Source organism: Kitasatospora sp. NPDC051914 (genome assembly GCF_040680995.1).
GTDB lineage: Bacteria > Actinomycetota > Actinomycetes > Streptomycetales > Streptomycetaceae > Kitasatospora.
In genome coordinates this window covers 1-12,743 of sequence record NZ_JBFAXX010000001.1, presented here as the reverse complement: position 1 = coordinate 12,743, position 12,743 = coordinate 1, and the positions used below count along the sequence as shown (strand labels likewise).

The following is a 12,743-nucleotide window of genomic DNA, read 5'->3' as shown; positions in this document are numbered from 1 at the left end:
ACATCACCGCGGGCGGGGTGTTCGAACCCCCGGTCGGCTGCGGGGGTTTCTGACGACATGTCGAGCACGAGGTGGGGACTGCCATGGGTTGGCTGGCGGCGGGCGACGGGTACGAGGTCGCCCTGGTGGAGGGCAGGGTGACGGCGCGGGCAACCGCCGGGCGCTCCGCCGGCAAGCAGCTGAAAACGCTGCCGAAGGCGGTGCGCGAGCACCCCGAGGTGGACCGGCTGCGCCGGTTCACCGCCTGGCTGGACCGCCACGCCGAGTCCTGCCGGCAGCAGGTCGACGCCTGGATGGTGTCCTCGCTGCCGGTGCCGACCGGCGTGATCGCCCGGGTCTGGCCGGACGAGGCCTGGCAGGCGGCGCTGCGCGACCTGGTGGTCGTCGGCGACGGCGAGGACGAGGTCGGCTTCCTGCGCGACGCGACCGCCGACGGCGAGCTGCGGCTGGTGGACCTGGACGGCGAGACCGTCCGCATCTCCCCGGCCACGGTGACCCTGCCGCACCCCGTGCTGCTGGAGGACCTGGAGGACCTGCGGGAGTTCGCGGCCGAACTGGGCGTCGTCCAGGGCGTGGACCAGATCCACCGGGCGGTCTTCGCGAAGCCGGCCGAGGTGGCGGAGAAGGCCACCGAGGTCAAGGAGTTCACCGGCGGCCGGTTCTCCCGGTTCGGCCTGGCGGCCCGCGCGGGTTCGCTCGGCTACCGGGTCTCCGGCGGCTACGCGACCTCCCGGGTGCGCGACGGCGAGCGGACGGTCGAGCCCGCGGTGTGGATCGGCGAGCAGTACTGGGACAACGACTCGCAGACCGGCTCGCTGTGCTGGCGGGACGGCGAGGGCCGGCTGCTGACCCTGCCCGAGGTCGGCCCGGTCGCCTGGTCGGAGGGGATGCGGATGGCCGCTGCGCTGTACGCGGGCCGCACGGTCGAGAAGGGCACGAACGCATGAGCAAGGACAAGGACACGGGGGCGGGAACGGCGATGGCGACGAGCGGGGCGCAGGCCGCCGAACTGCTGCAGGCGGGCGCCGTACTGCCGCCCGGCACCCGAGGCGCGGGCGAGCGGGCCGTGCCGCTGACCGCGCGCAGCTACCGCCACCCCGGCCTGGACGGGCGGGTCGTGGTCCGGCTCGTCCCGGAGGAGCTCGGCGAGGCCGAGGACCTGGTGGCCGGCTTCCTCGGCCTGGAGCGCGACGGCGACCCGGTCGAGGTCGGCGTCGGCCAGCGCCAGTCGCTCGGCTTCCCCGAGTTCGTGCTCGCCCACCACCCGGAGGACGGCCACCACGCGCTGGCGATCGTCCCGGAGATGGAGCGGGTCGCCAAGCTCGCCTCCACCAAGCCCAAGGCCGCCATGGAGGCCTACCTCAAGCTCGGCGAGCAGCTCGCCGAGGCGGTGCCGCACTTCCTGCCGACCTTCTTCGAGCAGGCCGGCCGGGTCTTCCTCGGCGTCGAGAACACCCAGTTCGCCTCCCAGCTGTTCACCCGGGCCCGCAAGGCGGAGGCCCAGCACGGCCTGTGGCTGGACGAGCAGCGCACCGACGCGGTGTTCCTGGAGTTCGCGCTGGCCGGCGCACTGCCCGTCAAGGTGCTCTCCGGGTACGCCAAGGAGCTGACCGCCCGGGTCAGCGCCCAGGAGGCCTTCGACCGGTTCCGCCTGCTCTGCGTGCGCCGCACCGCCGGCGGTGTCGAGCCGTCCGCCCAGATGGCCACCGACCTGCGCCGGCTCGCCCGCGCCGCCGGGGCCGACCCGGAGGCGGCCGAGGCCGACTACCTGGCCGAGCTGCTCACCCTGCCCGCCACGCTGCGCGCCGCCTCCGGCTGGTGGACCCGCCACCGCGGCGGCCTGGTGGCGCTCGGCCGGCGCGACCCGGCCGGGCGCGGCAAGCTGCTCGACCTGATGCCGACCGGCTGGGAGCTGGACCTGCCCGGCCTGTGGCTGGGCATCCTGGAGGAGTCCGGGGCGACCGCGGGCCTCGTCGACGACACCCTGCCCGCGGAGCAGCGTCCCTCGGACGGTACCGCCGGCTGGTTCGGCCGGTTCCTCGCCTGGCGCGGCAACCGCTGGAACACCCGCGCCCGGATACCCGTGCTCTACCCGCTGGTCGACCGGATCGCCGAGCGGCTGCGCACCGAGCACACGGAGGCCGGCACCGCCGTCCCGGTCACCGACGCCGACGTCGACCTGCTCGACCAGCTGCTGGAGCTCGGCGTGCCGGTGGCCGACCCGACCGAGAACACCACGCTGCGCCTGGACTCCTGGGCGCACGGCGACGGCCGGCGCGACCTGACCGCCCTGGCCGCAGACCCGCGGTTCCGCGAGGCGTTCCGGCGCGGCGCCCACCAGATCTACGACAACGCCGAGGGGCGGCGCACCTTCGGGCTGCTGACCCGCTCCCCCGGCGGCCGGCCGATGCTCGCCGAGTGGATGGCCGAGGTCGCCCGCCAGCCGCTCGCCGTCGGCCTGCCCGACCTGCCGAACGCCTTCCAGAAGCTGGGCTGGCTGCCCGGCGAGGTGCTGGCGCTCGCCGAGGAGGAGGTCCGCGCCGCCGCCTCCACCGACCTGTCGACGGTGCTCGCCCGCTCGCTGCGCGCCGGCGTGCTCGACGAACTGGGCTGGCCGGCCTGGGACGAGGCCGCCGCGGAGCTCGTCCCCCGCAAGGACGTCGACGACATCGTGGTCGCCGACGCCTGGCCGCACCTGATCGCGGCCGGCCCCTCGCAGGCCCGGGTGCTCGGCGCCGAGGGCACCGTGCTCAGCCACGACCTGCGGATCCCCGCCGGCGACTCCGCCGAGACCGGCTTCCACTACGTGGACGGCTCGCTGCTCGTCCACTGGCAGTCGCAGGCCAACAACCGCCGCTTCCTCGGCTACTGGCACACCGCCGCCGACCAGGTGTTCACCATGCCCGAGAACACCTCCCGCCGCGGCACCCGCACCTACTGGCTGGGCTCGCTGAACACCTACAGCCTGCCGCTCGCCGACGGCGGGCGCACCGGCGGCCGGGGCACCGTGCACGCCGGGGACACCGCGCTGCCCGGCGAGCGCCGGATCATCGGCGACGGCCGCTCCTTCTGGGTGTGGGCCGACCCGGGCGGCACGGCCCCCTGGGCCTGGCACGAGTACGACCCGGCGACCGACACCGTCGGCCGGGTCGCCGACCCCGCCTTCCTCGCCGACGCGCTGAAGGACGCCCCCGCGGACAGCAAGGTCTGCGGCGGCTGGGTGATGCCCGCGCCGACCGGCGACACCACCCCCGGCGGCGCGCCGGTGGACGGCCTGCTCGGCTGGCGCACCCTCACCCTGGCCGACGGCTCGCACCGCGGCGAGGACCTCGCCGGACGCGGCATCACCCTGCCGCCGGGCCGGGGCTGCCCGCTGCGCCTGGTGCAGTTCCCCGGCGCCGAGCGGCCGCAGGCCGTCGTCCAGAACGGCACCTACGGCATCCGGCTGGTCGACGCGGACGGCGCCACCACCGCCACCGTCCGCACCGACGACGTCCCCGGCGAGTTCGCCCGGGGCACGCTGATCCTGCCGCCGCTGCGCTATTGGCACTACCTGCAGCCGCGCGACCCGCAGGGCTCCGCCGCGCTGCGCCGCATCGACGAGGGCACGGCCGCCGCGCTGCTCAAGGCCGCCGCCGAGGACGACCCGCAGCGCCCCGCGGAGCTCGTCGCGGCGATCCGCGCGGTGCTGCCGGAGGTCACCGACGAGCGGCTGCTGGCCGGTATCGCCGGTCTGCTGCGCTACGCGGCCGGCCCGCAGCAGCGGCTCGCCGCCGTCACCGAGCGCCTGGAGCTGGAGCTCTCCGGCGGCGCCGTCCCGGTCGAGGAGGCCCCCGGCCCCGGCGACGAGGAGCTGCAGCCAGCGCTCAGCGGCCTCGGCCTGGTGTCCTCCTGGTACAACGCGCACCAGAGCCGCTACACCGCCGAGCAGGTGCGTTTCCTGGCCCGGGCCGCCTCCGCCGAGGCCGAGGCCACCGCACCCGGCACCGTGCACCTGGACGGGACCGAGACGCCGTACGAGCGGGTGGCCTGGCAGAAGCTGCCCCAGCTGCCCATGGCGACCGCGCTGCGCGCGGTGTCCGCCACCAGCACGCCCGAGGACCGCGCGGCCCTGCGCGGCCTGTTCGAGGTGCTGGCCGGCGTGGGCCTCACCGACCCCGCGGGGACGGCGCACTGGCGCACCGCCAGGCTGCACGTCGGGGCCGCCCACCTGGCCGGCCGCGACGGCTCGACCCGCAACGGCGACCGCGACATGCTGCTGCAGCTCGGCGGCGGCGCGTTCCTGCTGTTCGTCGACGGCGACGTGGCGACCAACGGCGACACCGAGTCGACCGTGCTGTTCCACGACCCGTCCGGCCGCTTCGAGGCGCCGGCGCCGTACACCCTGCTGTCCTGCGAGCCGCTGGGCGGCACCGCCGGGGACGGCCGGGCGGCGGCCCTGCTGGCGTACGCCGCCGACCGCGAGCCGGCGCCGTGGTTCCCGGAGGCCGCCGCGCGGTTCGCCGAGCTCACCGGCGTCACCGTCACCATGGCCTCCCTGGTGGTGTCCGGCATGCCGCGGATCGAGATGTGGGAGCGGAACTTCCTGCCGTCCGAGACCCGCGCGATGCTCGGGCTGAAGGTCACGGACGCCGCGGTCGCCCGCGACGAGCTGCGCAGCCTGGGCGCCGGGACCTGCCGCCGGGTGCTCGCCGCACTGGTGCCGGCCGACCCGGCCCTGCTGTGGACCGAGGGCCCGGACGTGGCGGCCGCCGCCGCGGTGTGGAACGAGCTGGTCGGCCCCCGGGTCGCCGTCCCGGAGGCGCTGCTGGCGGAGGCCGTCCGCGCCGTGCGCACCGGCTGGGGCGCCCGCCAGGCGCTGGCCGGCGTGCTGGACCCGGCCCGGGCCAAGGAGCTCACCGAGGACCTGGCCTGGACGGTCCGCAACGACCGGGTGGTGCCGGTCGAGGGCTCCGGCAGCGGCTTCACCGCGGCCACCCTGGTCGGTGCGCTCGCGATGAGCGCCTGGCTGGCCCACCGCCTGCCGGCCGGCGACCCGCTGCGGGCCTCGCTGCCGGCCGCGCTCACCGCCGTCCGCGCCCGGCTCGCCAACCCCGAGCTGATGCTCGACCTCGGCCGGTACGTGAGCCTGCCGCAGTTCCGCAAGGTCGCGGGCGCGCCGACCGAGGTCGGCGAGGGCTACGAGCGGTGGGGCGCGGTCGTCATGGCCACCTACGACAACCAGCCCGCCCCCGGCATCCGGACGGCGCTGCTCGACGCGGCCGGCGAGGACCCGCACCTGCCCGCGCTGCGGGAGAACGGCGCCGAGCCGTTCCCCGCCGAGGCCGCCCTGCGGACGGCGCGCTCGGCCGACTTCGAGGCCCTGCTCGGCGACCCGGGCGAGCCCGTGGCCGGCGAGCGCGGCAAGGACGGCACCTGGTGGCCGCAGGACCCGACCCGCTCGGTGCCCGACCTGGTCGCGGACGCCGCCGAGCGGCACGGCCTCGGCGCGGACGCCGCCGCGCTCTACCTGATGCTGCTGGCCATGCCCGACCCGACCGACCGCAACACCTCCCGCTGGACGGGCTGGCGGCCGGCCCGGATCAAGGCCGCCCGCGCCGAACTCGCGGCGACCGACCTGGTGGTGCAGGCCACCCGGGTCCGCGCCGGACGCACGCTCTTCCTGCCCGGTGGCTGGACCGAGCAGCGCAGCCCGCACCTGCCGCTGGAGACCTGGAAGCTCCCGCTGTTCGGCGGCGGCTCCACCGCGCTGGGCGTGCTGATGCCCGCCGAGCCCGCGGCCGAGCTGTACCGCCGGGCCTGGCAGCGCCTGCTCGACGGCGACCTGCCGCGCTTCCAGCAGCTGAAGGCGCCCAAGGCGCGCCGCGGCCGGCGCCGCTGACGGAGCACCGGGCACCCGGGGGTGCGGCACCAGTGCCGCGACAGGCAACGGCCGCACCCCCTGCCCCGCCACATCCCCATCCCTGGACCTAAGGACCGAACCCATGACCCCGACGACCGATCAGACGGCCCCGCAGGCCCGGCAGATCCTGCCGGCCGAGGAGCGGTACGCCGCCGAACTCGCCTTCCTCGCCGCCCACGACGAGGGCCCCCGCCCGCCCGGCTGGGCGCTCACCCCGAGCGCCGTGGTCACCTTCGTGTGCGGCAGCGACGGCGAGGCCCTCACCCTGCCGCCGAAGCGCCGCCAGGACGGCGCCCTGCCCGCCAAGCTGGTCATCGCCCCGAAGTTCGTCGGCGAGCGCGCCCTGGTGGAGCGCTGCGTCGTCACTCTCGCGGGCGAGCGCGGCCTGCTGCTCGTCGGCGAGCCCGGCACCGCCAAGTCGATGCTCTCCGAGCTGCTGTCCGCCGCGGTCAGCGGTACCAGCGAGCTCACCGTGCAGGGCACCGCCGGCACCACCGAGGACGCCTTCCGCTACGGCTGGAACTACGCGCTGCTGCTCGCCCAGGGCCCCACCCCGCAGGCGCTGGTCGCCTCGCCGGTGATGACCGCGATGCGCAGCGGCAAGGTCGCCCGGATCGAGGAGGTCACCCGCTGCCTGCCCGAGGTGCAGGACGCGCTGGTGTCGATCCTCTCCGACCGCCGGGTCAGCGTGCCCGAGCTCGCCGGCACCGCGGACGCCACCGTCGCCGCCGTACCCGGCTTCACCGTGATCGCCACCGCCAACCTGCGCGACCGGGGCGTCTCCGAGATGTCCGCCGCCCTCAAGCGCCGCTTCAACTTCGAGACGGTCCACCCGATCGCCGACGCCGACGCCGAGACCGAGCTGGTCCGCACCCAGGCGACCGCGGCCGTGCAGCGCGCCGGCGCCGCCTTCGGCGTCGACGACTCCGTGCTCGACGTGCTCGTCACCGTCTTCCGGGACCTGCGCACCGGCCGCTCCGCCGAGGGCTGGGACGTCGAGCGCCCGGGCACCGTGATGTCCACCGCCGAGGCCGTGCACGTCGCCGCCTCGCTCGGCCTGGCCCGCGCCTACCTGTCCGGCGGCGACGTCCTCGACCTGGTCCCGGGGCACCTGCTCGGCGCCGTCCGCAAGGACGACCCGGCCGACCACGGCCGCCTGCTCGGCTACTGGGACGGCCCGGTGCGCCGCCGCGCCGAGGACGGCTCCGCGATGTGGCGCCGCCTGTGGGACCTGCGGGAGAACCTGCGGTGACCGACCCCCGTACCACTGAGGACACCGCCGACCCGCGGGAGGCCGTGGAGGCGCTCGCCGCCTCCGCGGCGCCCTACCTGATCGGCGTGCGGCACCACAGCCCGGCCCTGGCCGCGGTGGTGCCCGCACTGCTCGACAAGGCCGACCCGCAGGTGGTCTGCGTGGAGCTGCCGACCGACTTCCAGCGGTGGCTGCCGCACCTCGCCGACCCCGGCACCGTCGCCCCCGTCGCCCTGGCCGGGGCGGACGGCGACGGCCGGCTCGGCTTCTACCCGTTCGCCGACTTCTCGCCGGAGCTCGCCGCGATCCGCTGGGCCCGCGAGCACGGCGTCGAGGTGCGCTGCTGCGACCTGCCGATGGCCGACCGGGACCGGGAGTCGGCGCCCGCGCCGGACTCCGCCCCTGCCCGCGCCGCCGGCACCGCGTACGCGGACGCCCTGGAGGCGGCCGGCACCGGCCGCGACGGCGACGACCTGTGGGACCGCTCCGTCGAGGTGCGCGCCCCCGGCAGCGAGCCGGAGGCCGTGCGCCGCGCCGCCCTCGCCGTCGGCTGGGCGCTGCGCCGGGACGCGGCCGAGCGCGGCGGCGTGCCCGCCCGCGACCTCGCCCGCGAGGCCCACATGCGCAAGGTGATCGCGGAGGCCGCCGCCGGCGGACGCCGGGTCGCCGCGGTCGTCGGCGCCTTCCACGGGCCCGCCCTGCCCGTCGGCCCCGTCGCCGGCACCGTGGAGGACGTGCCGGCCCCGGCACCCGCCGAGGGCGGCCCGGTCACCTCGCTCGTCCCCTACACCTTCGGCCTGCTCGACGCCCGCTCCGGCTACCCGGCGGGCATCCGCGACCCCCGCTGGCAGCAGCAGGTGCTGGCCGCGCAGGGCGACCCGGACGGGGTGCAGGAGGCCGCCGCCCGGGCGATCACCGACATCTGCCGGGAGCTGCGCGCCGCCGGCCACCCCGCCGGCACCGGCGAGGCCGCCGAGACCCTGCGCCTCGCCTGCGACCTCGCCCGGCTGCGCAACCTCCCGGCCCCCGGCCGCGGCGAGCTGCTGGAGGCGGTCACCGCCGTGCTCGGCCAGGGCGAACCGCTCGGCCGAGGCCGGGCCCTCGCCAAGGCCCTGGAGGCCGTCCTGGTCGGCGCCGACCGCGGTCGGCTCGCCCCCGGCACCCCGCGCTCGGGCCTCGGCCCGTCCGTGGAGGCGGAGCTCGCCGAGCTGCGCCTGCCCTGCCCGGACGACCCGGACTCCCGCGAGCTGCGCCTCGACCCGCAGCGCTCCCCGCTGGACCGGCGCCGCGAGGTGCTGCTGCAGCGCCTCGCAGTCTGCGGCATCGACTACGGCAAGCCGCTGGAGGTGGCCGGCACCGGCGACGCGACCGCGCTGACCACCCGCTGGCGGATGTCCTGGACGCCGTCCACCGCCGCCCGGCTCGACCTGGCCGGCGTGCGCGGCGTCACCGCCGAACTCGCCGCCGCCGGCACCCTCCGGGAGACCGCGCGCCACCAGGCCGCGGACGGCGGCCCGACCTGCCGCCAGGTGCTGAAGGGGCTGCGCGCCGCCGCCGGCTGCGACCTGCCCGGCCTCGTCGCCGAACGGCTCACCGAGGCCGGGGAGCTGCTGCCCGCCTCCGCGACCCTGCCCGAACTCCTCGACGCGCTGGACCTGTTGGAGGCACTGCGGCTCTCCCACCTGCCCGGCACCACCGAGCAGAGCCGGGCACAGGCCGCCGAGCTGGCCGTCGTCCTGCTGGACGCCGCCGTCCGCGGCCTGCCCGGCCTGGCCGGCAGCGAGGACCCGGCGGACGCCGCCGCCCTGGTCGCCCTCGCCACCCGGGCCGGCGACCACCGGCTCGGCCTGCGCATGGACGACGCCCTCGCCGACCTCGCCCGGACGGGCTCCCCGCTCGTCCAGGGCGCGGCCCTGGCCGCCCGCGTGCTGCTCGACCTGGACACCGCGGACCGCCTCGGCGCCCGCGCCGCCGGCTGGGTCGACGCCGCCGCCGACGCCGAGGGGCGCCGCCGGCTCGCCCGGCTGCTGACCGGCCTGCTCACCGCGGGCGGCCCGCTGCTGCAGTACGCGCCGGACGCGCTCGACCCGCTGATGGGGCGCATCGACGCCCTGCCGGACCGGGGCTTCCTGGAGCGGCTGCCCGCCCTGCGGGCCGGCTTCGACGCGCTCAGCCCGGCCGGGCGCGGCCGGCTCCTGGACACCGTCACCGAACGGCTCGGCGAGCGCCTCGACCTGACGCTCGCCGCCCCCGCCGAGCTGATCGCCCTGTGGGCGGCGGCGGACACCGCCGCCGCCGAGGCCCTCGCCGCCCTCGGTCTGCCCGGCACCGGGCCCGGCACCCCCGGAACGGACACCGCCGACACCACCGGGACCGGGCCCGACACCCCCGGGACCGAGTCCGGTACCGCCGGGACCCGGCCGGAGGACGCGCAGCCCGCGGACGGCGCCGCCGCACCGGACCGGCTCTCGCCGGCCGACCGCTGGCGCCTGCTGCTCGGCCGCGAGCCCGAGCGCCTGCCCGAGGGCGCCCGCCGCTACGCGCACGCCCTGGACGAGCTGTACGGCGCCGGGCGCGGCGAGGGCGCCGCCGACCTCGACACCGGCTCCGGCAGCGGCGGCGGCGGCCAGGAGGCATCCTTCCCCACCGCCCGCGAGTGGTCGGAGGAGCTGGAGGCGCTCTTCGGCGCCGACGTCCGCGAGGAGGTGCTCGCCGCCGCCGCGGACACCGGCCGCACCGACGTGCTCGCCGAGATCGACCCGTCGGCCGTCCGCCCGTCGATGGAACTGCTGACCTCCGTCCTCAACCTGGCCGGCGGCATGCCCGAGCACCAGCTGAACAAGCTGCGCCCGCTGGTGCGCCGCCTGGTGGACGAACTCGCCCGCGAGCTCGCCACCCGGCTGCGCCCGGCCATGACCGGCCTGGCCACCCCGCGGCCGACCCGCCGCCCCGGCGGCCGGATCGACCTGCCGCGCACCCTGCGGGCCAACCTGGCCCACACCCGCCGGCTGGAGGACGGCCGGACGGTCGTGGTGCCCGAGCAGCCGGTGTTCAGCACCCGCTCCCGGCGGGAGGCCGACTGGCGGCTGATCCTGGTGGTCGACGTGTCCGGGTCGATGGAGGCCTCGGTCATCTGGTCCGCCCTGACCGCGGCGGTGCTGGGCGGCGTGCCGACCCTCTCCACCCACTTCCTGGCCTTCTCCACCCAGGTCGCCGACCTGACCGACAAGGTCTCCGACCCGCTGTCGCTGCTGCTGGAGGTCAAGGTCGGCGGCGGCACCCACATCGGCGCCGCGCTCGCCCACGCGCGGTCGCTGGTGACCGTGCCCAGCCGCACCCTCGTCGTGGTCGTCAGCGACTTCGAGGAGGGCTACCCGCTCGGCGGCCTGCTCGGCGAGGTCCGCGCGCTGGCCTCCTCCGGGGTGCACCTGATGGGCTGCGCGGCACTCGACGACACCGGCACGCCGCGCTACTCGGTGCCCGTCGCCCGGCAGCTCGTCGCCGCCGGCATGCCGGTGGCCGCCCTCAGCCCGCTCGCCCTCGCCCGCTGGGTCGGCGACCGCCTCCGCGGAGGCACCCGATGACCGAAGGACAGGCGATGACCGCTGCCGACGAGCTCCGACTGCCCCCCGTCGCACCCGAGGTGCTGGCGGCGGCCGTGGAGTCCCTGACGTCCCGTCTGCGCAAGAAGCTCGACGCCACCGTGGAGCAGTACGCCGCGCTGCCCCTGGCCCCCGGGCCCGACGGTGCGGGGGTGAGCGTCCGGTGCGGCGAGGACACCGTGGTGACCCTGCTGCCCGGTCCGGCCGGCACGGTGGCCGAGGAGGGCCAGGCGCAGTGCAGCTGCCTGCTGGCACCGCGCTGCCTGCACCGGGCGGCCGTGCTGGGCTGCTGCCCGATCGCCGACCCGCCGGCCGCCGGGGCCGCCCCGCAGGCCGGGAGCGCCGAGGCCGAGGGCGGTGCGCCCGCGGCCGAGGAGGCCGCCGGGCAGGCGCCGGCTGCCGCGGAACCGCCCGCGCCCGTCCGGCCGACCCCCGCCCAGGTGAGGGCGGCCGACGACCTGTGGGCGGCCGCGGCGGCCGTCCTCGCGGCCGGGGTGCCGGCCGCCGGGGCCGTCCCGCAGGCCGAACTGCTGCGGGCCGCGCACACCGCACGACTGGCCGACCTGCACCGGGCCGAGGCCGCCGCACTGCGGGTGGTGCGCGGTCTGCGCAGCGCCCGCGCCCGCTACAGCAGCCACCGCACCGCCGACCTGGCCGCCGCACTGCGCGAACTCCTGCTCACCACCGCCCTGTTGCGCTCCGGCCCGGCCGACCCGGCGCTGCTCGGCACGGCCCGCCGCGCCTACAAGCCGGGCGGTGCGCTGCGGGTGCACGGCGTGTTCCGCGAGCCGGTGCTCACCGCCACCGGCTACGGCGGCGTGGTGACCCACCTGGTCACCGAGGACGGCCGCTGGCTGTCGGTCGCCGACATCAAGCCGGGTGGCCCCGCCCGGGCCCGCGGCGCCGGCACCGCCCCCGTCTCGGTGGGGTCGGCCGCCCTCGACCACGCCGGACTGTCCCGCGGCGGCCTGCTGGTCTCCGGCGCGACCGTCTCCGCGGACGGCAGGCTCGGTTCCGGCCGCGGCGTCCGGGCCAACCCGGTGGCCGGCCTGGGCTGGGGCTCGGGCCCGGTGGCGGCGCTGTTCTCCCGGCCGCTGGCCGAGTCCGCCGCCGACCGGCTCGCCGACGGCCCGCTCGCCGACCCGGAGCAGACCGAGCGGCTGCGCCGGCCGGTCGGCTGCGACCTGGTCGTCCTCGGCGCGGAGGCCGACTGCCTGCTCGCCCGCGAACTGGACCGGGAGACGGGTGCGCCGCACGGCCCGCTCGTCCGGCTGGTGGCGGCCAACCGCCACCCCGACCTGGCGCACACCGCCAACCTCGCCCGGCTGGCCGCCCACCCGGGCCTGCGGGTGCGGGTGCTCGGCCGGGTCGAGCCGGACCGGGCCGCCACCCTGCGTCCGCTGGCGGTCGCTCCCGTGCCGGGGGCGTCGGCCACGCTGAAGCTGCCGCCGGAGTGGCAGGGCCACGCGGACCTCGGCTACGACCTGCTGCAGGGCGCCAACTTCCCGTCCGCGGAGGAACTGGCCGCCGACGGGCCGGTGGTCGCCGCGGAGCCCGACCCGCTGGACGGCTCCCCGCTGTGGCGGGTCCGCCGCCAGGTGGAGCTCGCCGTCTCCGGCGGGCGGCGCGCGGTCGCCGAGTCCGCCCGCAGCGGCGGCGCCCGGACGGACGCCGCGGCGCTGCGCCGCACCGGCTTCCGTACCGCCGCGGAGCTCACCACCGCCCTGGCGGAGGAGGCCGACCGGAGGCAGCGCGACGTGTTCGGGCGGCTCGGCGAGGCCAGCGCCGACCGGTACGCGGAGCGCTGGCTCGCCGCCGCCGTCCACCTCACGGGCGCCGAGCGGGAGCTCGTCCGGGCCACCTGGCGCAGCCGCGAAACCGGCTGATCCCCGCCGTGGGGGGGGGGCGGGGCGGGGGGCGCGGGCGGGGGCCCCGACCCGGGTGGCGCCGGCGCGGGCGACGACCGGGTCCGGCGGGGTGATCAGCC

At 77.9% G+C, this 12,743-nt stretch carries 5 protein-coding genes; all 5 read left to right on the top strand.

The annotated features are described in order from the left end of the window. Window positions 1-83 precede the first annotated feature (83 nt). The 5 genes from AB0M03_RS00025 (at window position 84) to AB0M03_RS00005 (ending at window position 12,642) form a co-directional block, all read left to right on the top strand. A complete protein-coding gene (locus AB0M03_RS00025) occupies window positions 84-947 on the top strand; it encodes a DUF4132 domain-containing protein (RefSeq protein WP_363486617.1) in 864 nt (287 codons plus the stop codon). Then, the gene (locus tag AB0M03_RS00020) at window positions 944-5,881 is read left to right on the top strand and encodes a DNA-binding protein (RefSeq protein WP_363486615.1); all 4,938 of its coding nucleotides are present in this window, start codon (window positions 944-946) and stop codon (window positions 5,879-5,881) included. The genes AB0M03_RS00025 and AB0M03_RS00020 overlap by 4 nt, the downstream gene beginning before the upstream one ends. Window positions 5,882-5,984: 103 nt before the next feature. Next, complete coding sequence (locus tag AB0M03_RS00015) at window positions 5,985-7,154, top strand: AAA family ATPase (protein ID WP_363486613.1); 1,170 nt, start codon at window positions 5,985-5,987, stop codon at window positions 7,152-7,154. Further along, window positions 7,151-10,738 carry a DUF5682 family protein gene (locus tag AB0M03_RS00010; RefSeq protein ID WP_363486611.1) on the top strand — a complete coding sequence of 1,196 codons (3,588 nt, stop codon included), beginning with the start codon at window positions 7,151-7,153 and terminating at the stop codon, window positions 10,736-10,738. The genes AB0M03_RS00015 and AB0M03_RS00010 overlap by 4 nt, the downstream gene beginning before the upstream one ends. Further along, a complete protein-coding gene (locus AB0M03_RS00005) occupies window positions 10,735-12,642 on the top strand; it encodes a hypothetical protein (RefSeq protein WP_363486609.1) in 1,908 nt (635 codons plus the stop codon). The genes AB0M03_RS00010 and AB0M03_RS00005 overlap by 4 nt, the downstream gene beginning before the upstream one ends. Window positions 12,643-12,743 lie beyond the last annotated feature (101 nt).

Coding starts and splice junctions, on each gene's coding strand:
- AB0M03_RS00020 (WP_363486615.1), top strand. CDS start 944: ATGAGCAAGGACAAGGACACGGGGGCGGGAACGGCGATGGCGACGAGC.
- AB0M03_RS00015 (WP_363486613.1), top strand. CDS start 5,985: ATGACCCCGACGACCGATCAGACGGCCCCGCAGGCCCGGCAGATCCTG.
- AB0M03_RS00005 (WP_363486609.1), top strand. CDS start 10,735: ATGACCGAAGGACAGGCGATGACCGCTGCCGACGAGCTCCGACTGCCC.
- AB0M03_RS00025 (WP_363486617.1), top strand. CDS start 84: ATGGGTTGGCTGGCGGCGGGCGACGGGTACGAGGTCGCCCTGGTGGAG.